This window comes from Pseudomonadota bacterium (assembly GCA_016711215.1).
Taxonomy (GTDB): Bacteria; Myxococcota_A; Polyangia.
In genome coordinates this window covers 1-24,511 of the sequence record JADJTL010000011.1, presented here as the reverse complement: position 1 = coordinate 24,511, position 24,511 = coordinate 1, and the positions used below count along the sequence as shown (strand labels likewise).

Genomic DNA, 24,511 nt, shown 5'->3' with positions numbered 1-24,511 from the left:
GCAAATTAACGCGAAGCCGGCGACGTTGGTGCAGGGCACGCCGTCGGTCTTTCCGGCGCAGCTCTGCTCCACCGAGCCATCGATCGCGACCAGGCCGTCACCGAGGACTCGCAGGTCGCGCAACCGGCCGCCATCCGCGACGCGTCCGTCCCGCGCGACGCCAGCGTCTCGCGCGAGCGGCGGCAGCATCACTGCAGCCGACCAGGAGCGCGATCCCCGCGACGAGCGCCGCGCGACCGCGGCCGTCGCCCGCGTCGCCGCCGCCGCCGAACCCACCGCGATCCCTGCGCCATCGTCGCTGCAACATCGTGCCCTCCGCCCTCTCGTTGCCTGCGAGGCGAGCTCCCCGCTGCTCATCAGTCGACGCAGGTAGCCTAGCCGATCGAACAATCGCCGGAAAGTTGGAGCCCCCCCTGGAGCGCCTCTGGAGCCACCCCTGGAGCCACCCCTCGGTCACGCCTCCGGAGCGCGGCCGCGCGACCCGCCCACCGCGACGCGCCGCCGGGTCGGCCACCAAAGCTCAGCGCCGCGGGCACAGCCTTCAGGCTGGAACTGGCAGCTCGAGCAGCATGCCGTCGCGCGCCACCTCGACCGCCGGGTGATGCGCGCCAGCCTCGACGCCCAGCACCTCGGCGCCAGCCGCATCGTAGCGCGGGCTGATGTGGACCAGCACGACCCGCCGGGCCTCGGCATCGCGCGCCGCCTGCGCCGCCTGCACGGCCGTCAGGTGCTTCTTCTCGTCGGCGTCGGCCTGCTCGGCCAGGGCAAACATGCCCTCGATGAAGGCGAGGTCGACGCTCTGCAGCAGCGGTCGGAGGCCCGCGCAGGGACCCGTATCGGTGATGAAGGCGAGATGCCGCCCGCGCCGTGCCGTGCCAAGCACCTGGTCCGGTCGCACCACCCCCCCACCCGCCAGCAGCACCTCGCGACCGCGTTGCAACTCGCCCCAGAGCGGCCCGCAGGGCACGCCCAGCTCACCAGCAGCGACCGCATCGAAGCGGCCTGGTCGCAGGTGCTCCTCGAGTCGATAGCCGAGACAGAGCACGCGATGGTCCAACGGCTGCCAATAGATCGTCACCTGATCGTCGCGATACGCGGGCGCCTGCGTCTCGCCGGACCACTCGATAACGTTGATCGGGTAGTTGATGAACATCCCGAGGTCGGCGCGGACGTTGTCGATGAAGCGCCGCAGGCCCGGCACACCGAGGAGCGTCAGCGGCGGGGGATCGGGCATCTGGGCGCGCAGCATCAGCAGACCCGGTAGGCCCAGGACGTGGTCGGCGTGCAGATGCGTGGTGGCGACGACCGCCAGCGCGCGCAGACCGATGTGGAGCTCCTTATAGGGGAGCTGCGTGCCCTCGCCGCAGTCGAAGAGATAGACCCTGCCGGCGTGGCGCACGGCCAAGGAGGTCAGCCGGCGCTGCGGCATCGGCATCATGCCGCCACTTCCGAGCACGAAACATTGCATGGCGCTGGGTGTGCCGCTGTGATCCGCCGCGCGGTCAGTCCAGGCCGCGCGGCATCGCCTCGACCTGCCTCAGCGAGGCCCAGCGCGGCAGCCGCGCTAGTGCGCGCGTCGCGCGCTCGGGATCGAGCTCGCGCGCGCGGACCAGCAGCTTGCGCGCTTCCTCGTCGCGCTGCTGCGTGGCGCAAAGCAGGGCTAGGTTGTAATGCGCGTGGAAATGCCGCGGATTCAGCGCCAGCGCTCGTCGCAGGCACTCCTCGCCCCGCTCGACGCTGCCGCTGCAGACGTAGGCCAGGCCGAGGCTGGCCCAGACCGGCACGACGCTGCCGTCCTGATCCAATTGCTCGAGCAGCACGGCGATCGCCCGGTCGTAGTCGCCGAGCGTGATCGCGACGTCGGCGAGCAGGAGCCGCGCGCGCGGGTAGTCGGGACAGGCCTTGATCAGGCGCTCGACGGCGTGCTGCGCCTCGATCGGATGCCCGGTGTCATGCTGCGCCGTGGCCAGGTTGAAGAGGGCCACCGGATGATCCGGCTCGGCGAGGAGCGCCGCCCGGTAGGCCTCGACCGCCTCTTCCAGCCGCCCGAGCTGCGCCAACGCCACGCCGAGGTTGACGCGCGGCGCTGACCAGTCGCCGGCGAGCTCCGCTGCCCGGCGAAAGGCTCGCGCCGCCGCAGCCCAATGGCTCTGCTGGTGCAACGCGATGCCCTCGGCGTTGTAGGTGCGCGCCATGCCGGTGCGCGCCGCCTCGTCGTCCTCGCCGAGGTCCTCGGCCCGGCAGACGTCCGCCGCGAGCGCCTGGGCAAACGCCACACGCGCCTCCTGATAGGCGTTCGCCTGCAGCAGCAGCTCGCCGCGCACAGCGCAGAGCGCGCGGGCACCGGAATTCTGCCGCAGGGCGGCGTGCAGCACCTCGAAGGCCTCTTGGCGTCGATCGAGGTGCAGCCCGAGCAGTCGCGCCAGCGCTGCCGCAGCGGCCGCGCTCGTCGGATCGAGCAGGAGCGCTCGGCGCAGCAGCGGCTCGGCCTCCGCATCGGCACGCGAACGCAGCCGTTCACGGCCGAGCGCCAGCAAGACGTCGGGCTGATCTGGGGCGAAGGCGTAGGCCTGGGCGAAGGCATCGGCGGCCGCGGCGTAGTCCGCAGCGCGCAGGGCCTCTGTGCCGCGCTGCAGCCACCTTCGCCAGGGCTCAACGACGGGCGCCACCTGCCGCGGTTCGTCAGACATTGCTCTTCCGATGAGGAAACGAACCTAACACCGCGTAGATCGAGCGTCAATCGGCTGCTATGATGCGCGCGCCATGCTTCCCCCGGTCAACGCCAGCGGCCCCTTTCGCGGCCTCGCGCCCTTCAACGAGGCCGACCAGGCGCAGTTCTTCGGCCGCGACACCGAGCGCGGGCGGCTGCAGCAGTGGCTGCGCCGCGAGCGCCCACCGATGGCGCTCGTCACCGGCGAAGCCGGCGCAGGCAAGACCTCGCTGCTGCGCGCGGCGCTGATACCGGCCGCCCGCGCCGCGCACTTCCTCCCGCTCTATTTCGAGGTCGGCGAGGGCTGGCACGGGGCCCTGCGCGCGGCGCTGGGAGAACAACTCGGCCGCCCTCTCGGCCCGGAGGACGATACCGCGCGCGTCTGTCTGGACCTCGCCGCGGCAGCTCCAGGGCGCGTCTTGGTGATCGCCGATCAGCTCGAGCAGGCGCTGTGGATCGAGGGCATCGCGCTCGACGAGCTCAATCGCCTGCTTGCAGCGCTGACGGAGGTCTCTGCCCCCGCGCTGCACCTCGTGCTGGGCGTCGAACGGCGCGAGCTGCATGTGATTGGCCAGCTCGCCCTCCCGCGCCCGCGCATCGCCGACGAGGCGCGCATTGAGGTCGGCCGCTTCGATCGCCACCAAACAGCCTTTCTGATCGAACGCAGCGTGCTCGTCGGCGGGGCGTACATGGAGGCGGGGCTGCCCGACCTGATCGCCGAGGAGCTCTGCACCCCTGGGCCGGTGCTGCCGGCGCAGCTTCAGTGCGTCCTACAGGCCGTCATGCTGCGGCGCAACAACACGCTCGCGGCCTATCGTCGCGGTGGCGACGCGGGTGTATTGAGCGTCCTCCACGTCGAGCTCTTGGCGGCCCGCGCGGGCGGCTGGCGCGCGCGCCGCGTGCTGGCAGCGCTGGCCGAGCCCGAGAACCCGCGTGGCTTGCTCACCACAGAGGAGGTTAGCCAGCGCGCCGGCATGATCGTACCTGCGGTCGAGCAAACGCTCGAGGGCCTGGCCAACGCCGGGCTCGTCCGGCACGGCGCGCCGCGTCACGACGGGCAGGCGGCCTTCGGCGTGCTTCACCCCTACCTGCTGCCCGGCATTCGCGATCTCGTCGCGCCCGTGCGGCGTGGACGCGCCCATGCCCGCCTCACGCTGCGACGCCGCGCGGATCGGCACAGCCTCCTCCGACCGCACGAGCTACTCGCGATCTGGCGCTACTGGGGCACCGCCTTGCCTGCCAAGGAGCAGCAGACCGTGCGACGCGGCCTCCGGACCTGGACCGCTGGCGCCGCCCTCTTTCTGCTGCTCGGCGTGCTGGTGGCGGGGAGCATCTGGTGGCGCCTGGCGCACTCGAGCTATCTGGCGGAGCTGCGGGGCGTCGGGGGACCCGCGCGCGTGGTCCTGCGCTCCGGTGATCCAGGTCTGCGCTTCGCGTTTCGGTGGGGTCCCGGCCGACTCGGCGCCATTACCGACGACACCGGGTTCGCCCTCGACACGCTTCCGCGCGCGGCCCAACGCGCGGTGCGGGGGCAAAGCGTCGTCCGTAGCGCGAGCCGCCGCGCAGGCGGCACGGAGCCGTGGTTCGACCGCCTGCTGGGCCCCCTGCCGCTGGCGCGGCGCGGCACGCTATTGGTGCTCGCAGGTGAGCGCGCCCGCGGCGGGCGGCTCCTCGTCGAGGCCGGCCGGCACCCCGACCAGCGCAGCCGCGCAGCGCAGGCGCTGGCGCTGCTGCTGCCGGACTCGTCCGCGGCGCGCGAGGTGCTGCTGAGCTGCCTCGGCGACGAACGCGCGCGGCTGCGCCGCTTGGCCGTCCGGCTCGCGAGCCGCCTGCCCGCGGCGGCCGCCGCAGAGGTCCTCGAGCGCGGCGCACACGACGCCGATGCGCAGGTGCGACTGCTGGCGTTGGCGGGATTGTCGCGCGTGCCACGCGCGCGCGCGCTGCGCGCGCTCGAGACGCTGATCATCGACACCGACCGGCGCGTCCAGCAGCAGGCGCTCACTCAGCTCGAGCGCGCCGCGAGCACCGATGCGGCGGCCGCCCTCGAGATCGTCGTACAGGCGCAAGCGCGACTGGTCGCAGCAGGTGCCCCCGCCACTGCGCCGCCCGCGAGGGCCCTGCCGCTGCTGCGGCTGCAGCAGCGCCTCCTGCAGCGGGCGCCCGGCGAGCTGGCGAAGCACCTGATCCGCCAGCTCGGCCAGACCAAGGACGTCGCGCGCCAAGCCCGACGCCTAGCGCTCCTGCTGCCGCTGGCCGAGCAGCTCGACGCCAGCGCCAAACCCGTTCTGGAGCGCTTGCAGCGCGCGGAGAGCGCGCTGGTCCGGGCGAACGCGACCGCGCTACTCGCGCGCCTCGGCGGCGGCGACGCGGTCGTCGACGCGCTGGCGGCCCTGGCCAGCACCCGGCGAACGGCCAGCGAGAGCGTGGCGCTGCGCCGTGCCGCCGCGCTCGGCCTGGGTTGGGTCGAGGCCCCCGACCGCCAGCGCCGACTCGATCTGCTCAAGCGCCTGCTGACCGATCCCGAGGCGTCGGTCGCGGCAGCCGCCGTCAGCTCACTGCTGCGCCTCGGTTATCTCGGGACGCAGGAGGTCGTCAGGCAGATCCGTCGCGGCTATGCCGCCGCCGCCGAGGGCGCTCGCGAGGTCATCTGCGACGGCGAGGTCCGCGACCGCTTTGCCCTGACGGCGCTGGTTAGCGCGATCTGGGCCAGCGATCGGCCGGCGCAGCGGCGCGGCTTGCTGAGCTGTGTCGAGGCGATCGCCAGCGCCCAGGCGCCGCTCGGGCAGTGGCTGGCCCAACGCGCTGCAGCCGACCGCGCCAGCGAAGTGCAGCGCGCGGGCGCTTTGGCACTAGCTGTCGCCCTGCAGCAGGGTGGTGCGCGCCTCGAGTCCTTGGCGCGCAGTTACCTCGCCACCGACGACGCGACCGGACGCATCGCCCTGCTGCAGGCGATCGCCGCGCGCCCCCCGCAGCGCTCAGCGCTCTTGTTCAAGGCAGTCGCCGCCTGCAGCAACGCGGCTGAGGTCGCGGTGCGCGCCGCCATCGCGCCCGCAGCGATCGCCGTCGCGCCCTCGCCGCTCGAGGCGGCCGCGCTGCTCGAGCGGCTGATCCGCGATCCGGCCACCGAGGTGCAAGCCGAAGCCCTGCACGCCGCACTACGGTTGGAAGCGCCCGCCGCCGGTCCGCAAAGCGAGCGCTGGCGTCTGCTGGCGGAGCGACTCGACGCCGCCGTCGCCCAAGCGCTGGCCACGGCCCACGGGGCCGCGGCTCAGGATGCCGCGGCGCTTGCCGTGAAGCTGCGCCTCGAGCGCGCCGTCGACGGCGCCGCAGGGCACCTCGAGGCGGAGGTGCGGGCGATCACGCTGCCGCGCCTGGTGTCGCGCGCGGCGCCGAGCACCGCGCTGGCGCTGCTCGAGGACGCGCGCCGCGCTGCCGCGCCCTCGCTGCGGCTGGCGGCGCTCCGCCTGCTCGGGGAGGAGAGTCCGCGGCTGGGCAAGCTGGTCGTCCCGTTGCTGGCACGCGGGCTGCGCGCCGCCGACCCGAGCGAGCGCGAGGCGGCCTTTACCGCCCTCGGCCTGCTGCGCGGCGAGGCCACCGACGAGGCGCTGCGCCTGCTGCGCGTCGCGGTAGGCGATCGCAGCGAGGAGCGGCGACGCCTCGCCTTCACGGCCCTCGGCGCGCTGGCGTCTAGCCGGCCCGAGGCTGCGACCGCGCTGATCGAAGGCGCGCTCGATCCGGCGCACGACGTTCAGCGCGCGGCGCGCACCGCGCTCGCGCGCCACCTCGCGCGAAGCTGCCCACCGGCGCGGCTCTGGCAGCTCTTGCGTGACAGCAGACGCGATTCGCTCCTGCGCTGGGTGAGCACGGTGGCCCTGGCCTGGTACGGGCGCGGCCACGGCGACGCGTGGCTGCAGGCGGCCTGGTCCAAGCTCCCACCGACCTCCCCGACCTCGATCCGCATCGCCGCCCACCTCGCGGTGGCCCTCGGCCGCTCCCACGAGGCGCCGCCGGAGCGGACGCTGGCCTGGCTCGTCGGCTGGTGAGCCGGCCGCGCGCGCACTGCCCAGCCTGCTGCCCTCGAGCCAGGTGAAGCCCTCGGCACTGAGGTCATCCGGCGCGGGGCGGGCGCCCACTGGTACCCCGACCGAGCGGCGCGACCGAGCCTGCACCTTCGATGGCAAGCCGATCGTGGAAAGCTCCGCTGAGCGGCGCGACCAATCCGCCGCGCGGAGGGGCCCCGAGTCGTTCAGACAGCTTTCAGTTTGCGCTACCCAGGCGGCGCCGCAGCGACTATCTTGCGCGGCGAATCGGCAATCGGAGGAGGGGTGGTCATGCGCGTCGCGATGTTCTCGTGGGAGTCACTGCATTCGTTCAACCTCGGTGGCCTCGCGGTACACGTGACCGAGCTCGCAGCCGGCCTGCAACGGCGCGGCCACGAGATTCACGTGATCACCCGCCGGCGCGGCGACCAGGGCTACTACGACTGTATCCACGGCGTGCACTATCACCGCGTCGACCACGGCGTGACCCAGAACATCGTCGAGTCGATGGACTGGATGTGTAAGGCGATGGCGCATCGCTTCCACGAGGTGACGTCCTTCGTCGGCCCCTTTGACCTGATCCACGCCCACGACTGGATGGCGGGCAACGTGATCAAGTACGTCCGCGACGGCCACGGCACCCGCGGCCTGCTGACGTTGCACTCGACCCAGTACGGCCGCGACGGCAACGTCTTCCACGATGGCTACGCGCGCTGGGTGCGTGACACCGAGGCCGCTGCCTGCTTTCACGCGCAGAGCATCATCGCGGTCAGCAACTTCCTTGCTGCCGAGGTCAGCCGTATCTACCAGGTGCCGCATTGGAAGCTGCACGTCGTGCCCAACGGCGTCAACTACCATGCCTTCGACGGCTTCATCGATCCGGGCGAGGTCAAGGCGCGTTACCATGTGGCGCCGATGGCGCCGACGGTGCTCACCGTGGCCCGGATGACCGCCCAGAAGGGCATCGACATGCTCGTCGACGCCGTGCCGATGGTGCTGGCCTCCTACCCGGAGACCAAGTTCTTCATCTCCGGCGACGGACCCGAGCTCGACGCCGTCGTGCGCCGTGCGCACGCGATCGGCGCAGCCCACGCGATTCGCTTCCTCGGGCCACTACCGCGCAACGACTACGCGGACCTGACGCGGGCGGTCGATGTCGTCGCGGTGCCGAGCCGCAACGAGCCCTTCGGTATTGTCGTGCTCGAGGCCTGGGCCGCCGGCAAGCCGGTAGTGGCCACGACCGCCGGTGGGCCGCGCGACTTCGTCTGGCATGACGTCAATGGCTTCCTCGTCGACGCCAACCCCGGGGGCCTGGCGCACGGCATCGGCTCGTTGCTCGCGGATCACGAGCACTGCCGCCGCCTGGGTCAAGCGGGCCGGCGCGCCGTCGAAGAGCACTTCAACTGGGACAACATCGCCGGCTTCACCGAGGGCGTCTATCAGGCTGTGACGCGCTGAGCGCTTGAAGCACGAAGCGCTTGAGGCACGAGGCGCGCGCGGCCAGCGGGCGCCGCTGAGTCCCCCAGCGCGCGCTCGACCCGCCCGCGCCCCTAGACTTGCACCCGCAACGAAGTGCACTGCCGCTCGAAGGTGGCGACGGGGCTCGCCGTCTGCGGCTTGAAGTAGATCCTCTCGTGCAGTCCGCTGCCGACATAGGCTGGCAGGTCGCCGACGTGACCGTAGCCCAGCCCCTCGTAGAAGCGATGGGCCAGCGCGTTGTCGTGCGCCGCTAGCAAGACGATGCCGCCGCGTGAGAGGTAGCGCTGCTCCAGCGCAGCGACCAGCGCCCGGCCCAACCCACCCCGCGTCCGCCCGGGAGCGACCGCAATCAGGCGCAGATAGCCGCTGCGATCAAAGGCGCCACGCTCGACGAACCACGCCACGGCGAGCGGCGTATCGGCCGGCGCGACAGCCACGAGGACGGCGCTGCGGGCATCATCCAGCGCCTCGCCGAGTTGGCGTGCTACCGCCTCGGCGCTCAGGCCATAGGCGGCGAACACTGACGTTTGCGCGACGATCGCCGCGCACGCCGTCAGGTCGGCCGTCCGCAGCGGACGCACGCTCACCGGCTGGAGACTCATCGCCGCGGGCCCATCAGTCGGGAGTTGACGTCAGCGCCGAGCGTTTGTCGAGCCTCGCGCCGGCCGGTCGCTCGCGCGCGCTCGAGCGGGCTGCCGCTGCACGCCGGCGCCGCCCGTGCGCGCGCGCCGCCCGTGTGCCGATGCCGAGAGCGCCGCACGCGCGACGTCTACCGTCCTGCCGAGCCCTGCTTCTTCCTCGGCCGCCTCGGCCGAGGGACGGGCAGGGCCGCCGCCGTGAGACGAATCAGCTCGCAGAGCCGATCGCCATCCTCGAGCTCCTCGGCGTCGATCAGCATCGACGGTTTCGCCCCCGGATAGGCCTCGCCCTCCGCGTAGCGCTCGCCGACCAACGCCCGTCCTGCCGGCGTGATCTTGACGAAGAGCTGGTTGTCACAAACCAGCGCAACGACCTTCTCGTCACAGTAGAGGGCGTACTCACCGAACATCTTGCGCGCGCGCACGGCAGGCAGCCCGCGCAGTTGATCGAGGAGGAAGTCCATCGTGCCTTGCTGGGTGGCCATGACGCTTGCCGCTCCCTTCAGAACGCTGCTGCTGCTGCCCCACGCCGTCGCGACGCCTCGCGCGACCCCTCTCGCAGAAGCGGGCGCAGCGTGATCGGCAGCCCTGCGGAGAGGTCGCACCAGGTCTCCAGCCGGCCCTCGCGGACGCGCCTGCCGCCGAGGACGACGCCCGCGCTGGGAATGACGTCGACGACGCCAGGCGGCCAGCGCAGCGTCACGGCGCGCAGCACGGCCGGGCCGTCGTCACGCGTGTAGCGCAGCCGCACGCTACCGTCCTGGGCGACCGGCTCGAGCGTGACGCGCATCGCACCGAGCAGGTGGTCCGCCAGCGCTTCGAGCCCGGTGACCCAGAGCGAGCCCTCGCGTTGGCGGCGCGCCAGCGCCACGAAGAGCCGATCCACGGCAGGCCGCAACACATAGCGCTCGCCTCCGAGCGCACGGAGCAGCTCACGCCCATGCAGGCGGCCGCGCGCCCGGCAGGTCTCGAGGTAGACATGCCCCACCGCTAGCCCGTGGTTTGCGGCCAACCGGTCGAGCGCGCGCGGCGAGAGGGCGGCGAGCAACTGCCGCCAGTGCGTAAAAAACAGCCAGCTCGAGCCGAAGAGCAGAAAGGGTCGCTGCCCCGCGACGACGAGCTGCTCGCCCCGGTAGAGCACCGCCGGCCGCTCGCCCGGTCGCTCGCTGCGCAGGAGATCAATCCCGGCGCGGCGACGCGCGCGCTGAGCGTCGGCGCCGCGCCACAGATAGCGCAGGCCGAACCGACGCAGGAGCGGCAGGATGAACCAGCGACTGGTCGGATCGGCGCCGCGATTGCTGATGGCCTCGCAGTTGGTCGTCGGTCGGTGGTCGATCCAAAGGCGACCGCCGGAGAGGGCGCGGAAGGCGGCGAAGGCCGCCACCGTGCGTGGATCGCCTGGGTCATCGGGTCCGCCGCTCAGGGAGTGGAGTCCAAGCTCGACGCCCTGCGCGGCCACGCGCGCGAGCAGCGCACGATAGCGCTCGTCGTCGAGCTGAACCGCATAGGGCGGCACGCGGCGCGCGAAGACCGTCTTGCTGTAGCTCAGCCCGCGATTGACCAGGCCGGGCCACTGCGGGCCGATCCTCCCCGCGCCCACCGCTCCGGTGGCACCGAAGGCCAGCGCCTCGAGCCGCTCAGCGCTCGATTGGTCGGCGTGATCTGTAAGGACCAGGGCGGACTGATAGCCGCTGGGAAAGCGCCGGACCTCGGGCAGCGACGCCTCACCAATCAGCCACTGCCAGCGATAGCGGCGTTGACTGCCGGCGAGTCGCAGCACCGGGTCGCGGAGCGCGAGGCCGCTCTGACTCCCCATCGGGCGCGAGCGGCGCGAGGGAGACGGGTGCGCCTCGGAGCAGCCGCGATAGCGCGCCAGCGGGCGATTGCGCGCGTCGTCCAGCTCGAGCTCGAGCTCGTAGCCACCGCGCGGCCGCGGACGCAGCCAGTAGCCTTGCAGACCCGCCGTCGCGCTCAAGGTGACCGCGGCGCCGCCCTCACCCCAGAAACGCAGCCGATGCGGGGTCAGCGCATCGACGAAGAAGGGCTGCAGCGGGTTAGCGACCGAACGATACCCACGATCGAGCGCCACGACGCCACGGGGCGCGAGGGCGACGAAGCGCAGCGCCTCCCGCAGCAGCGCCGCGGGGGCGGCCTGGCGCACGGTCAACTCGACGTCGATGACGCGTCCCTGCTCATCCCCTTCCAGCCGCAGCAGATAGTGCGCTGCCGCGACCACCAGCTCGCCCGCGAGCACCCACGACGTGCTGTGGCCCCCGACCGTCGCGCCGCGACGCTCCAACACCCAGCGCTGCCGCCGCCGGCGCCCAGCGGCCGTCACGACCTCCAGCTCGGGCGCGAGATCGAGCAGGGGCTCGCCATCACCTGCGCGCAGCTCGGCGTGCGTGCCGGCCAGCCGCAGAGCATATCCCCGAAGGGGCGCGACCGCCCGCACGCCCGTCGTTGCAGCGGCGGCCGCCCGGGCGAGCGCCGCCGGGCAGCAGGCGAGGCAGAGCGCGAGCGCCGCCCCGGCCGCGGTGCGTGCACGCCCAGCGCCCGACCGCCCGCGCCTGCTACGCACCCTGCTCCTCGAGCCTCAGTCCAAGCAACTCGCGCAGCCGGAAATGCGTCTCGGAGGCCATGAACTGCCCGAGCTCGGCGAGCCGCTCCTCGAGCGAAAAGGCACCCGCCACCGGATCGGCGGCGAGCGCGGCCGCGGCGAGCTCGAGGTCGCCGCAGAGCAGCAATCCGACGCGATCGGCCGTCAGCTCCGTCGCGTTCCACCAGGCCAGCAGGTCGAGGCTCTCCCACGGCAGGGCCTGCACCAGCGCCGCGAGCTGATCGAGCTGCGTCGCGTGCAGGTGGCGTCGCAGGCCCTTGACAAGCTGAGCCACCTGGCGCGCGAGGTCACGCGGCACGTCGGGTACGTCGGCGAAGAGGCTGCGCACCGCCAGGAGCACCGCCAGGAGCTGTGAGGGCGCATTGAGCGCATTGCGCAAGAAGAGCGCGGGTCGCAAGAAGGCGAGCTGCCGAGCCAGGATGAAGCTCAGCTCCAGCTCGGAGCGACCCTCGAGCAGGTAGGCCCCAGCAACGAAGGAGGGCGCCTCACTGGTGTGCGCGAGCAGCAGGGCGAGCGGCTGATCGGGCTGCAAGAAGAGATCTGCCTCCGCCACCGTCAGCACGCCCGTCACATACCCGAAGATGTCGGAGACCGGCTGGCTCTCGTCGGGTAACGCCACCCGCTGGGCCCGCTTGAGCCCAAAGGCCGCGTGCGGCCGCGCCGTGGTCGAGGCGACGACGGTGGCGACGGTGCCGAAGATCGCGCTGATCAGCGGATCTTGCCGCGGGTGGTGCAGGTCCCGCTGCCAGACCTCATCACTGAGGCGGGCGCGCGCACGCGGCAGTCGTCGCGCGCGATAGCGCCGGTAGAGCTTAAGCTCCTCCGGCGACGCCAGGCGCTGGTGCGCCAGGGTCGCAGCGAGACACCAGGCCTGGTCATAGCGCTCGCCCTCGAGATGAAGCTGGAGCAGCCTGTGCAGCAAGTCGGTGCGCTCCGGCTCGGCTCGCAGCAGGCGCTCCAGCAGCGCGATCGCGCGCGGCCGGTAATCCGGCCCGCAGAGATAGTAGAGCTCGGCCAGGATTTCGGCGCGCGCGCCATGGCCCGGGTCGAGGCGGTCCGCGGCCTCGAAGGCGGCGATGGCGGCCTCGAAATCGCGACGGCGCGTGCGCAGCACCTCACCGAGGTTATGCCAAAGGCTGGTCAGGAGCGCCGGCGCCGTTTCCGCCGGCAGGCGCTGAATCATCCGCGCGTAGTTCTGCTCGAGCTCCTTCCAGTCGCGCTGTGCGGTGCAGAGCTCATCGACCGCGCTGAAGGCATGCAGCTGCTGCGGGTCGGCGTCCAGCGTGTCATTGAAGAGCCGCAGCGCCAGCCCGGCGTCGCCGAGCTTGTCGCGCGCGATCACCGCGGCGGCGTGATGGTACTTGGCGCGGAGCTCGGGATTCTGCTCAAGCGCCGCCATCCTGCCGCAGAGCTCAATCGCCTCCGGCCACTGATCCGCTTCGGAGCAGAGGTCGAGCAGTCGTTGCAGCGCCGCACGATCGTCGGCGCGCAGAGCCAGCGCCTGGCGGTACGCCGGCTCGGCGGCCGCCGGCCGCTGCAGCTGTCGCCAATACAGGTCGCCGATCTCGCGCCAGAGCACCGCCTGGGTCTCCGGATCGGCGGGCCCGAGCAGCGCGCGCTTGGCGCGAATCACGCCCTCCCAGCTGCGCGCCACGGCCTGGAGCGTGGCGAGCGCCTGCCACGCCTCCCATTGCTGATCGTCAAGGGCCACCGCGCGCTCGAAGGCCTCGATCGCCAACTGCGGGCGCTCCGCTCGCCGCGCGCAAGCACCGAGCTGCAGCAGCGCCTCGAGACCCTGCGCCCGCGGAAGCGCCTCGCCCTGCTCCATCAGGCGCTCGTAGGCCTCCGCCGCTGCAGCCCACTGCTCGGCCCGCCGCAGCATCTCCGCCCGTAGCGCCAGCGTTGGGAGATGGTGCGGGTCGACCGCGAGCGCCCGCTGGCAATGCGCGGCCGCCTCGTCTGGCCTCCCCAGGGCTGCGTGACACTCCGCCGCCCGCCGGTGAAGCTCGAGCAAACGCGCCGGGGCGAGGCTCGCGGCGCGCCGCAGGCGCGCACCCAGCACGGAGGGCAAGCGCGCGTGGTCATGCTGCTGCCACAGCAGATCGATCAGCGCGTCGGACGCCTCATCGTCGTTGCCATCGCGCTCCACCAACACGAGCAACGCTTCGATCGCCGCGCCCGTATCGCCGAGCTCGCGCGCAGCGACGTCGGCCACGCGGCGCAACAACCGCTGCTCCTCGTGGCGGTCGCGACAGCCTTCGGCGGCACGGCGCAGGAGGCCCAGCGACTTGCCCCAGTCACCGCGGGCCGCAAAGAGCCCGAGCACGAGATCGAGCGTCGGCTGGCGCGCCGGCTCGAGCTCCAGCGCCTCCAACCAGCGGGCCTCGGCGGCAGCGCCATCGTCGAGCTGCTCTTGCTGCACGAGTCCGAGCCGGTGGAGCAAGGTCGCCCGCTCGGCGGGCGCCGCCGCAAGGCGCAGCAGCGCCTCGAGCGCGCCTGCCGCGCTCCGCCCGTCGCCGAGCCGCTCCGCCAGCACCAGCAGCGGGCGCAGCGTGGCGGGGTCGTCGGGCCTGAAGGACTGCGCCTGTTGGTAGGCGGCGAGCGCCTGCACAGGATCATCGAGCTCGCGCTCGAAGAGCCCAGCGATCGTCACCTGCAATGCCGCACGCGTCTCGTCGCTCTGGCTGAGCTCGATCCGCTGCTCGAGCAGCCGCAGCCGATCGAAGTAACGTCCGGCCCGCTGATAGAGCGCGTCGAGCTGTTCCTGCGCCCCCTCGTGACGCGGGTCGAGCTCGAGCGCGCGCTCGAGCCAATCCGTCGCACATTCGACATCACCGCGATCCCGCTCCCAGAGCGTGGCGAGCTGCTGATGTAGCTCGACGCGCTCGGCGACGCTGCGGGCCTGCTCCAGACGGTCAGCCAGCAGCTCGAAGACATCGCGCGGCGCCGGAGCTGCGGCCTCCTCCACCAGAAGCGGCGGCGGCGTGACCGCGGCGATGCTCTGACAGACGATCGCAGCCCGCTCATGCTCGCCCTAGCTCCGCATAGAGGCGGGCCAAGCGCTCGAGCAGCGCGATCCGCTCGGCCGGCGCGCTGGCTGCCTCCGCCCAGCCGATCAGGGGCTCGACGAGCGCTTCGGAGCGCCCGGCCGCGCGGTAGGTGCGTTCGAGCGCGTCCAGCGCGGCGGGTCCCGGCCACTCCTCCAGCAGCGGCGGCGGGTCCGCTGCGGCAGGCTCGGCGGCGACGATCGGCACCCCGCGCGTCGCGTCCTCGTCCTCGGTTTCGATCGGCGCGTCAGGGGACTGCGGCGACAGCGCCTCCGGCACCGGCTCCGCATCGCCGCCCAGCTGCTCGGCGATGATGTCTCCGGTTGCCACTGCGACGGGCCCATAGCGCCGCGCCGTCTCGAACTCCACCGCGGGCCCGGCGTCGTCGAGCAGCGCCATCGGCTGCGTGTCCCAGGTGCTCGCGTGCTCGGCCGCGTCCGAGGCCTCGGCCCCGGGCAGCGTCGGTTCGGGATCGGTGCGCTTGGCCTCGATCATCGATTCCGCGTCGCTCGCCTGCTCGCGCTTTCCCGGCATGCTCACGGCGCCCATTCTAGGCCAGGGCGCTCGTCGGAGGCCAGCGTTGCGGCCAGCGCCCGCGCGGCAAGGGCAGCCCGCACCTCAGTTGACGACGACGGGGCAATCTTGCGTATGCTCCCACCTCGGCGGCCGACGGGGCCCCGCGCCGGAGGGCGAGAGCGGCGCCAGAGCCGAAAAGGAGTGCGCCTGATGCTCAGGATCGCGTGGGTTGCGGCCACTGGCTTGCTGCTCGCGCTGCTCGCGCAGGGTTGCGCGCCGACGCGCTACTACGAGCGCCGCAAGCTCGTCGATCGGGCGATGCTCTTCGACGTCGATATGCGGCTGGAGTACATCCGCAACAAGACGGAGGCGGCGAGGGAGGGGTCGTTCGGCGGGTACGGAGCGGCCGCCGTCGGCGGCTGCGGCTGCCAATGAGCGGCTGCCCAATGAGCGGCTGCCCAATGAGCGGCTGCCCAGTCGGCGGCTCGTCGTGAAGCGCGCACTGATAGCGCCGCTGCGGCGAGGCCTGCCGATCGCCCTGGCCATTTGGACCTGCGCGGCGCAGGCCGAGGCTCCTGCCTTGCACCGACTCGCCCTCGACCTCTACGCCTTCTCCCAGGGCGATCAGGGCGGCGACCCCTATCGCACTGAGGGCTTCAGCTACAAGGCGTTCGCCGTCGACATGCAGTTCCCGCTCAACGAGCGCTGTGCCTTGCGGGCCAACGGCGCATTGTCGCTGATCGACAACGCCGCGATCGCCGAGCTCCCGGCGACCATCGACAATGCCTTCGTCGCCTCGGCCTCGCCCAAGCTGCTCGTGCTGGATTCAGGAGCCTGGGTCGACGTGCAAGCGGGAGACAGCGGCTGGACCTTCAGCCCCGGCGCCTACTACCACCACCAGGACGGCTTCTGGTCAGGTGGGCTCGATCTCAGCGCCCGCCGTGAGCTCTTCGATGGCAACAGCGCGCTGCTGCTCACCTATAGCTTTCGCGGTGCGATCACGCGCCAGCATCGCTGGGACCGCGGGCCACGCGAGTTCGACCACCAGCTCTCGCATAAGCTGCTGACGAGCTGGACGCAGTATCTCTCACGCGACTGGGTCGGTAGCCTCAGCCTCGAGCTCGGTCATCAAGATGGTCAGCTTGGCAGCGCGCTGAACTACGTCACCCTCAGCGACGACGCGGGCCGGCCGATTCATCTGATCGACGAGCGCCTACCGCGACGGCGCGAGCGAGCGCAGGTCGTGATCCGGGCGCGCTACTCGCCGAAGGTGGGGGCCAGCGCCGGCCTCGACAGCAGCGGCTACCTCGACGACTGGGGCGTGCGCCACGCCTCCCTCCAGCCCAATCTCGAGCTACCGCTCTTCAACGACCTGCGCCTGCGCCTCTGGTACCGCCTAGCGCTGCAGCATGGCACGCGCTTCTTTCGTCAGCGCCTGCTCGGCGCTCCCGAGCAGCGCACCCAGGACTCGGATCTGGGCACCTTCCTGATGCATAACCCCGGGCTGATCGTCGTTGTGCCGCTGCCGCTGGTCAGCGCGCAGCTGCGCTGGATCGTCCGGGTCGCGGGCTACGGCTTCTATCGCGATGACGGCATCTATGGGGCCGGTGGCAACCTCGGCGTGGAGGCGTCGTGGTGAGGCAGCGGGTCAGACGACGCGTTATCCTCAGCGCCTGCGCGCTGCTCTGGCTCGGCGCGCACCTCAGCCTTTCGCCGCCGGCGTCGGCCCGCGGCCCCGCCAGCGACGACGGCGGCAATCCCTCCGTTACGGTCCTCGGCCGCGGCGCCGTGCGTTGGCGCAGCTTGCTCGCCGCCGACCGGACGACCCTGCTGGTCTTCGCCACAACCTGGTGCGCCGCCTGCCGGCGGGAGCAACCTCAGGTCTTGCGGTGGGCGCGCGCGCAGGCCGACGCGGTCCGCACGCTCTACATCTACAGCGGCAGCAGCGCCGCCGAGGTGCGGCGGAAGCTGAGAGAACATCAGCTACCAACAGACGCCCGGGCGCTGCCGATCCTCGTCGACGCCGAGGGCAGCGTCGCAGCTCGCTACGCGATTCGCAGCACGCCGACGCTGCTCCACCTCCGAGCCGACGGCCGCCTGCTCGGACGCTATCGCAGCCTCGCTGAGCTGCCGCCGCCCCAGAGGCCGAGCCACGTGGCGCAGAAGCGCGTCGTCGTGCGCGACTCGGGTCGTGAGCTGGGCACCTCGTACGAGGTCTGGCTGCTCGTCGCTGAAGGCGAGGCGCCGGGCGCCCGCAGCGCGCTAGCCGCGGCGCGCGCCCGCGTGCATGAGCTCGAGCAGCAGCTCTCCGAGTGGCGCGACGACAGTGAGATCAGCCGCGTCAACCGGCTGGCGGATCAGGGCGAGGGCAAGGTCGAGCTCTCTCCGACGCTCGCGCAGCTCGTGCGCGGGTCGCTGGGCGTCAGTCGACTGACCGGGGGTGCCTTCGACATCACCTGGGGGCCGATCAACCGCCTGTGGCATGAGGCGGCGCAGCGCCAGGTCTGGCCCGACGAGCAGGCGCTGCACCGCGCGCTGCAGGCGGTCGGCTATCAGCGGCTGCGCCTCGACGGCCGAACGCTCCATTTCCAGCAGCCGGGGATGGCCCTCGGCATCGGCGGCGTCGCCAAGGGCTGGATCGTCGACGCCGTCCACGCCCTGCTGCGGGCGAGGGGTCTGCGCGACCTCGTCGTGAAGATCGGCGGCGACATGCGCACGAGCGGGCGCGACGCCGACGGCAACAAGCACGCCTTCCAGCTCGCCGACCCCTATCACCTCGGTCGTTCGGCGGGCAGCTTGGGGGTAGCCGACACGGCCATCGCCACCTCTGGCAACTACCTGCGGCATGAGCGCGTCGACACGCGCACGGTCGGACACATCCTCGACCCGCGCACCGGCCGCCCGCCGGCCTTCGACGGCTCCGTGACCGTGCTGACCCGCGATTCGGCGCTGGCGGATGCCCTCTCCACCGCGCTCTTCGTCATGGGACCCGAGCAGGGCCTGCGCTTCGCGCGAGGGCAAGCCGGGATCGAAGTCCTCTACCTGACCCGCCACGGGCCCGTCGGCACCCTCCCGGCGCCCTGAGTTCCACGGGTCAAGCCGCTGCGCGGCCCGCACCTCCGTGCTTCGAAGACCCTCCGCACCGGTTCGGCATGCGCCCCAGGAACACGCCCCAGGAAGCCCCAGGAACACACCCCCCCAGGAACACAACCCCCAGGAACACAACCCCGGTCGGGGCGGCCCGACCCGTTCGATGTTGCACCCCCAGGCGATTGAAGGAGACGCAGACATGCCCACACAGCAAACCGTTCTTCTGGTTGGCGGCACTGGACGCACGGGTGGACGCGTCTTGCAGCAACTTCTCGGCCGCGGCATCAGCGTTCGCGCCATCGTGCGATCGCGCGGGAAGCTCCCGCCAGACGTCGCGGGGCACCCCAACCTGACGGTGATCGAGGCCAGCCTGCTTTCGCTTCGGGACGAGGAGCTGCGGCACCACTTGCGCGGCGCCGATGCCGTCATCTCCTGTCTCGGGCACGTCCTCAGCTGCAAGGGCATCTTCGGACCGCCACACGACCTGGTCACGAGAGCGACGACCCGCCTGTGCCGTGGGGTCGAAGCGCTCAAGCCCCCAGCTCCGGTGAAGCTCATCCTCATGAGCAGCGTCTCAGTGAATCGCCCGGGCGGCCTCGACACGCGCCGGGGCGCTTTCGAGAGAGCGTTTCTTTGGCTGCTCTGCGGCGTGCTTCCTCCAGCCAGGGACAACCAGCGAGCCGCGGACTTCCTCGTCGAGAAGCTCGGGCCGAACAACGCCTACGTTCAGTGGGCGGTGGTCCGGCCGGATTCCCTCCTCGAGGGCGAAGTATCGGAGTACGCATTGCACGAGGGCCTCGTGAACGGCCTCTTCGCGCCGGGCAGCACGAACATATCCAACGTCGCGCACATCATGTGCGAGCTGGTGACGAACCCGAAGACGTGGGTCGACTGGAAGGGCAAGCTACCGGTGGTCGTCAACGCTGCTTCCAACTCCAACCGATCTACCGGTTGAAAGCGGCTGGGATGATCATTCCCCTTCTCCTTTCTAACCCGCTCTTTTCTAACCCGGGTTGACGATTCCTTGGCCGGACTGCGCCGGACTGCCGACTCCGCCGGACTGCCGACTCGCGCCGGACTGCCGACTCGGGTTGATGCGTCGACTGGACTGCACTGGACTGCCGACTCGGGTTGATGCGTTGCGGACGGCCCGTGCGGACGGCCGACCCGCGTGCGGACGGCCGTTGCGGACGGCCTGCGGACGGCCCCGGGACGGCCGACCCGCGGCCCCGGGACGGCGACCCGGACGGCGACCCGGACGGCCGACCCGGGTTGATGCGTTTCGACCCGGACGGCCGACCCGGGTTGATGCGTTTCGATGCGTTTGACGGCACCCGGACGGCCCACCCGGACGGCCGACCCGGGTTGATGCGTTCGGACGGCCGACCCGGGTTGATGCGTTTCGATGCGTTTTGGATGCCTGCGGCCAGGGTGCGCAGGAGGTCTGAAATGCGAAGGAGCGCGTGACCGGGGCAAGACGCGGGACGCGATTGACCAGGCCGGCGCCGGCAGACGCTGCTTTCAGGCGCGTGAGGGGGTGTTCTTGCACGCCTGAACGCAGCTAGCCCATCTCAGCGTCTCGGGGCGCGAGGCACGAGGGCAGCGGGAAGAGCGCGGGCCAGGTGGACTTGGCCTCAGGGCGCCTGGGCGCAGCAAGCGCCCGCGTACAGCCGCAGCGCGTAGGTGCCGAAGGGAAAGGTCGCGCCTCGATCGCCCTCACGCCAGCGCAGCCAAGCGGCGCGGTAGCCCGCAACGAAATCGCGCAGGCGTTGCAGCGCTTCGATTCGCGCCCACTTGTTCCCACCGGCCACCCGCGGATTCATTTGACGCCTTGGCTCCGGCCGGTGCGGCGTCTCGAAGGGTGACTGGCGCAGCACGGCCCGGCGTCCCATCACGCCCCTGCACTCCACGCGGCGCTGCTCTGCAAGCGCTTGCTCGCGCGCGATGACCGCGTCGGCCAGCAGCGTGGCGTACTGCTCCGCCGGCAGGGCCGCGTACGCCGGCAACGGCGCGACCGTCAAACTCGCCGCTGCCGGCAGCGGGCCCTGCTCACGAAAGAACCGCCTGGGCCGCTTGAAGGACTCGGCGCGCCCGTGTCGCCCGGGCCGACTGATCAGCCCCGGCCAGTGACGGTGCTCTGTCACCAAGTCCGCGGCCACCGGGTTGGCCAGCGTGTAGACGACCTTATCGAGCTGGGCTTCGGCATCCACCAGGCGCACCACCGACGGCGGCTCGCTCGCCCAAAGGTTCTCCCAGCGTCCCCAGTGCGCATTGAGGCACTTCGCCGTGAACTCGAAGAGCCAGCGGCAGAACTCCGGCCGCGTCCCACGGACATCCGTGATCACGACATGCAGGTGATTGGACAGCACGCATAAGGCGTGGACCCGCACGCCGTAGCGTTCCGCGGCCACGGCCAGGCAGTAGCCGATGATCCCGTTGACCGTCGCCGACGGCCGCAGCAGAAACTGCCGCTGCGCGCAGCGGCGCGTCACCATCAGTGTCTCTCCAGCGATCACAGGCCGAGGCAGGCTCATGCGGAACCGGAACGCATGCAGACAACGTGCCCATCCCTCCGCCGCCTAGTCCTGCGGGTTTAACCGAGGCGCTGGGCCTTCCGTCCGACCTTCGGACCCGACCTGCCGGTAGCCCGGCGGGGCGCCGCTCCCCGGCATCTTCCGCGCGCCAAAACGCGCTCGCGCCGCGCGTCGCGCTTTGGCCCGACCATCACCGATCATCAACCCGGGTGGGACGCATCAACCCGGGTGGGACGCATCAACCCGGGTGGGACGCATCAAACCCGGGTGGGACGCATCAACCCGGGTGGGACGCATCGGAATCAACCCGGGTGGGACGCATCGGACGGGTGGGACGCATCGGACGGGTGGGACGCATCGGACGCCGCGACACGAACGCGAACAGGTGCCCGCTGTATTCGTTGAGCCCCGCGGAACGCACCAGCGCCACCAGCCCATCGAACCCTTTGCGCATGTCCGCCGCCTCGGCAAAGAAGTAGATGCGTACCGCCGCCGGCAGGCTCAGCATTGCGCCGCGAGCTCCGCGACCCACGCTGTCGGCGGCAGACCGTCGCCGAAATCGATCGCCACCTTGCCGATGCGCACCACCGCTCGTACTGCCGGCATCGGCGCTGCACTGACCACCTCGACGAAGCCCTTCGCTGCACCGCCCAACGCGCCTTCCCCGCGCAGCTTCGTCCGCCACCAGCAAAGCGTTTCCGGGTGCACCCCTTGCCGTCGTGCGAACGCTCGTGCCGCCTCGCCGCTGGATTCGTAGGCCCCACAGAGGTCGCTCCATTCAGCCCGACTTCGCCGCTCCTGCATCGCTGCCGCCTCCCGGTCTACGCCGGGACACAGCCTTCATCACCCCGGTCCTCAACACCAGGCGGGCCCTGCTGAACGGTTACGGGCCACCAGCATTTCATTGAGCTTGGGGCTGCGGCTGGCGTCGTTGAAACATCAACCAATGGATGTCTGGGGCGATCGGTGCATCCAGCAGATCGTAGGGGGCCTGCCCTGCCTTATCAGATCTGCTGGACTTGATCTCGCGCAGCAGCAGCCAATCGGCAAGAAAGCCGGCGCGCGCCTCAGACAGGTCGCGCCAGGGCTCTGCGCGCCATTTGGTAGTGATGATGAGATCGGGCCGACGACGCAAGACCCACTCGGTGTTGTGGCGTTCGTGGGCGATCCAATCGCGCGTCAACAATTCCGGCGGCACGGAGCGCCCAGCCTTGGCGATGGCGGGCTCTGTCAGGCCGACAAGGTCAATCACCGGCAGTTTAGAGAAATAACCGATCGCGCCAATGGGGACAGTGGCCAGCGTCTTGCCTCGGTGATTCCGGGCCAGATATTGCCCGACGCGCGTCCAGCGGCGCACGTTGTCAAACCCATGGGACAGGGGCAGCGCCCGTCGGTGGTTATTCCCCAGGCCGATTAACAGCAAACCGGCCAGCAGCGCCGCCACAACAGATCCCTGGGTGACCGTGCCGTAGGTCGCCGGAACACGCGCAACGAGTCGTTGCGAACAGCCGACTGCGCCCACGACCGCCAAGAGGCTGAGCACCGGCACCAGAGGTACGGCCAGACGACTGTAATGAAACGTGTCGCCACCCGACCGCAGAAAGAACGCGAACCACGCCCCCGCCACCAGCAACACATAGGTCGTCAGGCGCCTTGTCGCCGGCAGGACCAGCGCGAGCGGCGCGCCGACGATCAGCGGAAAATCGCGTACCAGCTCGCCAAGGTAGCTCAGACCGAGCGCATAGTGGCGCGGCGTGCCGCCCGATTTAGCCCAATAGGTATTGGGTACGATGTCGCCAAAGATCCTCCAGCGCAGGAGCGCGAGGACGGCGAGGCCGAGGGCCACGGTGACGACGATGCGGCGTCGGCGCAAATGAGGAAGTAGTGGCGCGGCCAGGTGAGCCATCTAAACCCGAGGAAACCGAGCAGCGAGGATGTCGAAGTACAGAGGAGCGGCTCCAGGCGGCGCGACGGCGTCGGCGGCGACACTCGCTGACGGAGGGTCCGCGCTCTGATCGCGGAAAGAGCGGCGGGCGATGAGGGCGCGAAGGTCCGGGGCGCCGTTTTCGTGATGAATGCGGCGTCCTCGGCAAAGGAGATGTCGAGGCAGTGATGCAGCTGGCTTTCAATCTTCCAGTGGTCGCGTTCGCGCTGGGCCAGGAGTTCGGGGTTAGCGTCGTGACTGGTGATGTAAATGGATTCTAGGACGAAAGGCTGAGGAGGTCGCGGACGCGCCGTCCCAACGAGGACGATGGCAGGTCGGTCCAGGGGGCGCGGATGCGGCGAGGAAGGTCGCCGGATGGGCATCACCTGGACCTAGCGGTACTGACGCTCCCGTGAGCGTCGTCGCGCTGACCGGCACTGCTTGATTCCGCGGGGAAGTTTCGCTCGGCGGTACGGCGAAGCTCGACGTCGCTTGTGCAGCGCGCCTGCGGGCCCTTTGCCAGCGCCAGCACGAAGTCGGCGCCCGCATCGCAGGGGCATTTGTGTGGTGGTCGGTGACGGTGCCGGGTGCAGGTGTTTTGCATCGGCCGTGGCCGGTGGCGCCGCGAACGTCGAGTATTTGCAGCAGTTCCAGGGCGGCCTCGGACTCGCCACCGGCGCCCTTGACCGCCTTCTGCCCGAGGAGCAGCCGCTGCTCGGGGTGGCCCAGACCTGCATCAGGTGGGGGAAGGCACCACCGCTCCCTGCGCCGAGTTGCACAGTGCCAACGCGCCGCGCAGCGTCTTGCGGCGTCGGCAAGGGTGGCGATGGTCTGGTCCTGGAGGTTGTCGAGAAAGCGGCTTGAGCCAGCGCCGAACGCCTCCTGAAGGCCTGCGGATCGAGCGCCTCAAAGACCCGCGACGGAAGGTGTCGGGGCGCTTTCCTCAAAAAGTGCCCCCTCGAGGTCGAGGAAGGTCTCCGAAGAAAGGCTTCAGGCGGCTCCTAAGTGGCGAACGTAAAAATTTCCGAGCGCTCAAAAAATTTTCAACCAATGGTTGCAGATCGCCCCTAACAACCCCCGTATCGTCAACACGTTGACCAGGTGGATGAGCACGTGTTCGAGCCCACGAGGCGGAAAAAATTCGCGGAGGATCTCGGCGAAGACAGCGACCAAGCGAATCGGGGGGGGAGCCTGCGCGACTTGGGGGGGGGGGGGGTTATAGGTGGCGCCAAGTTCCTCGCAATCGGGGGATCGCGAAACGACACGCCCGTCGACCAAGGGTCCCGCGTAAGTGAGTCGAAATAGATGCGTATTTGATGCGCGGTTCACCCGAGTGGCGCGCACAGGATGAACAGCGCCGCCTCGGGGCGTCCCAACGGCGCTGCCAACAACCATGTGGTACTGCTGAGGTCGCGCTTCTGCAATGACGCGAAGAGCCTGCCGATGATCAAGCATGCCACCGCCGTCTCCAGTCCACTTACCGCGTTGAGCAGCAGGAGGTGGTCTGTCGCGAGCACGACGCTCAGCACCAGGGCCACGCCGTTGGCGGCCAAGCTGCCGATGTCCGCACCAAACCGCATCGCCGCTCGCGCGACGCTACCGATGGTGAGCCCCATGGCCACGCTTCCAATCAACTGGGTGACGGTTTCCAGATCCGGTGTGACCCAGCGCGCAGCGACGAGGAGCGCGAGGTAGACCGGGCTGGTGAATCCCTCCACAGGCGCATCGGCACAGTTGAATCTCAGGCCGCACCCATCGAAAACGTTGTCCGCGTAGCGCAGATAAATATAGGCGTCGTCATATATCGAGTAGGCGTGCCCCGACACAAACAGGACCACGCCCGCCCAGGCCACTGCGAATGCCGCGAGGGCTACGCCCAGCTTGAGAATGCTTTCGCGCCGCTTGCTGCACGGATT

The 24,511-nt window shown here is 70.7% G+C and carries 19 protein-coding genes; 6 read left to right on the top strand and 13 right to left on the bottom strand.

What is annotated here, in order from left to right:
• The 3 genes from IPL40_16620 to IPL40_16610 all read right to left on the bottom strand — a co-directional run.
• Positions 1–189, bottom strand: a 189-nt coding sequence (locus tag IPL40_16620; protein MBK8482762.1) for a hypothetical protein, incomplete at its 3' end; no start/stop codon positions are given.
• Between the two features lie 352 nt (positions 190–541).
• A complete protein-coding gene (locus IPL40_16615) occupies positions 542–1,438 on the bottom strand; it encodes a ribonuclease Z (GenBank protein ID MBK8482761.1) in 897 nt (298 codons plus the stop codon).
• 64 nt (positions 1,439–1,502) lie between these two features.
• Entirely contained in the window at positions 1,503–2,690 is a 1,188-nt protein-coding gene (locus IPL40_16610; GenBank protein MBK8482760.1) for a tetratricopeptide repeat protein, read from the bottom strand.
• A gap of 73 nt (positions 2,691–2,763) precedes the next feature.
• Between IPL40_16610 and IPL40_16605 the strand changes: the two genes are divergently transcribed.
• Together IPL40_16605 and IPL40_16600 are read left to right on the top strand one after the other, a co-directional pair.
• The gene (locus tag IPL40_16605) at positions 2,764–6,753 is read left to right on the top strand and encodes a hypothetical protein (GenBank protein ID MBK8482759.1); all 3,990 of its coding nucleotides are present in this window, start codon (positions 2,764–2,766) and stop codon (positions 6,751–6,753) included.
• 288 nt (positions 6,754–7,041) lie between these two features.
• Positions 7,042–8,208: a glycosyltransferase family 4 protein gene (locus IPL40_16600; protein MBK8482758.1), complete on the top strand. Its 1,167-nt coding sequence runs from the start codon at positions 7,042–7,044 to the stop codon at positions 8,206–8,208.
• Positions 8,209–8,300: 92 nt separating this feature from the next.
• On the opposite strand, the gene IPL40_16595 is transcribed toward IPL40_16600, so the two are convergent.
• The 5 genes from IPL40_16595 to IPL40_16575 form a co-directional block, all read right to left on the bottom strand.
• Positions 8,301–8,816 (bottom strand): GNAT family N-acetyltransferase, encoded by a 516-nt coding sequence (locus IPL40_16595; protein MBK8482757.1) that lies wholly within the window; start codon positions 8,814–8,816, stop codon positions 8,301–8,303.
• A gap of 182 nt (positions 8,817–8,998) precedes the next feature.
• On the bottom strand, positions 8,999–9,352 hold the full coding sequence (locus tag IPL40_16590) for a TfoX/Sxy family protein (protein MBK8482756.1): 354 nt from the start codon (positions 9,350–9,352) through the stop codon (positions 8,999–9,001).
• 17 nt (positions 9,353–9,369) lie between these two features.
• On the bottom strand, positions 9,370–11,445 hold the full coding sequence (locus tag IPL40_16585; protein ID MBK8482755.1) for a hypothetical protein: 2,076 nt from the start codon (positions 11,443–11,445) through the stop codon (positions 9,370–9,372).
• On the bottom strand, positions 11,438–14,452 hold the full coding sequence (locus IPL40_16580; protein MBK8482754.1) for a tetratricopeptide repeat protein: 3,015 nt from the start codon (positions 14,450–14,452) through the stop codon (positions 11,438–11,440). Before IPL40_16580 ends, IPL40_16585 begins: the two co-directional genes overlap by 8 nt.
• Positions 14,453–14,507: 55 nt before the next feature.
• Positions 14,508–15,071, bottom strand: a complete 564-nt coding sequence (locus IPL40_16575) for a hypothetical protein (protein MBK8482753.1) — start codon at positions 15,069–15,071, stop codon at positions 14,508–14,510.
• Between the two features lie 186 nt (positions 15,072–15,257).
• On the opposite strand from IPL40_16575, the gene IPL40_16570 reads away from it, so the two are divergent.
• The 4 genes from IPL40_16570 (at position 15,258) to IPL40_16555 (ending at position 19,092) form a co-directional block, all read left to right on the top strand.
• The gene (locus IPL40_16570; protein ID MBK8482752.1) at positions 15,258–15,482 is read left to right on the top strand and encodes a DUF4266 domain-containing protein; all 225 of its coding nucleotides are present in this window, start codon (positions 15,258–15,260) and stop codon (positions 15,480–15,482) included.
• Between the two features lie 55 nt (positions 15,483–15,537).
• Positions 15,538–16,686, top strand: a complete 1,149-nt coding sequence (locus tag IPL40_16565; GenBank protein ID MBK8482751.1) for a DUF3570 domain-containing protein — start codon at positions 15,538–15,540, stop codon at positions 16,684–16,686.
• Entirely contained in the window at positions 16,683–18,131 is a 1,449-nt protein-coding gene (locus tag IPL40_16560) for an FAD:protein FMN transferase (GenBank protein MBK8482750.1), read from the top strand. The genes IPL40_16565 and IPL40_16560 overlap by 4 nt, the downstream gene beginning before the upstream one ends.
• 205 nt (positions 18,132–18,336) lie before the next feature.
• Positions 18,337–19,092 (top strand): SDR family oxidoreductase, encoded by a 756-nt coding sequence (locus IPL40_16555; GenBank protein MBK8482749.1) that lies wholly within the window; start codon positions 18,337–18,339, stop codon positions 19,090–19,092.
• Between the two features lie 679 nt (positions 19,093–19,771).
• Here IPL40_16555 and IPL40_16550 read toward each other — a convergent pair.
• The 5 genes from IPL40_16550 to IPL40_16530 all read right to left on the bottom strand — a co-directional run.
• Positions 19,772–20,671 carry a hypothetical protein gene (locus tag IPL40_16550; protein MBK8482748.1) on the bottom strand — a complete coding sequence of 300 codons (900 nt, stop codon included), beginning with the start codon at positions 20,669–20,671 and terminating at the stop codon, positions 19,772–19,774.
• 277 nt (positions 20,672–20,948) lie between these two features.
• Positions 20,949–21,179, bottom strand: coding sequence for an IS66 family insertion sequence element accessory protein TnpB (locus tag IPL40_16545; GenBank protein ID MBK8482747.1), 231 nt, complete (start codon positions 21,177–21,179; stop codon positions 20,949–20,951).
• Positions 21,173–21,475, bottom strand: a complete 303-nt coding sequence (locus IPL40_16540) for a hypothetical protein (protein MBK8482746.1) — start codon at positions 21,473–21,475, stop codon at positions 21,173–21,175. The genes IPL40_16545 and IPL40_16540 overlap by 7 nt, the downstream gene beginning before the upstream one ends.
• Before the next feature lie 97 nt (positions 21,476–21,572).
• Positions 21,573–22,577: a hypothetical protein gene (locus IPL40_16535; GenBank protein ID MBK8482745.1), complete on the bottom strand. Its 1,005-nt coding sequence runs from the start codon at positions 22,575–22,577 to the stop codon at positions 21,573–21,575.
• 1,343 nt (positions 22,578–23,920) lie between these two features.
• Positions 23,921–24,511: hypothetical protein (locus IPL40_16530; GenBank protein ID MBK8482744.1), on the bottom strand; the 591-nt coding region annotated here is incomplete at its 5' end.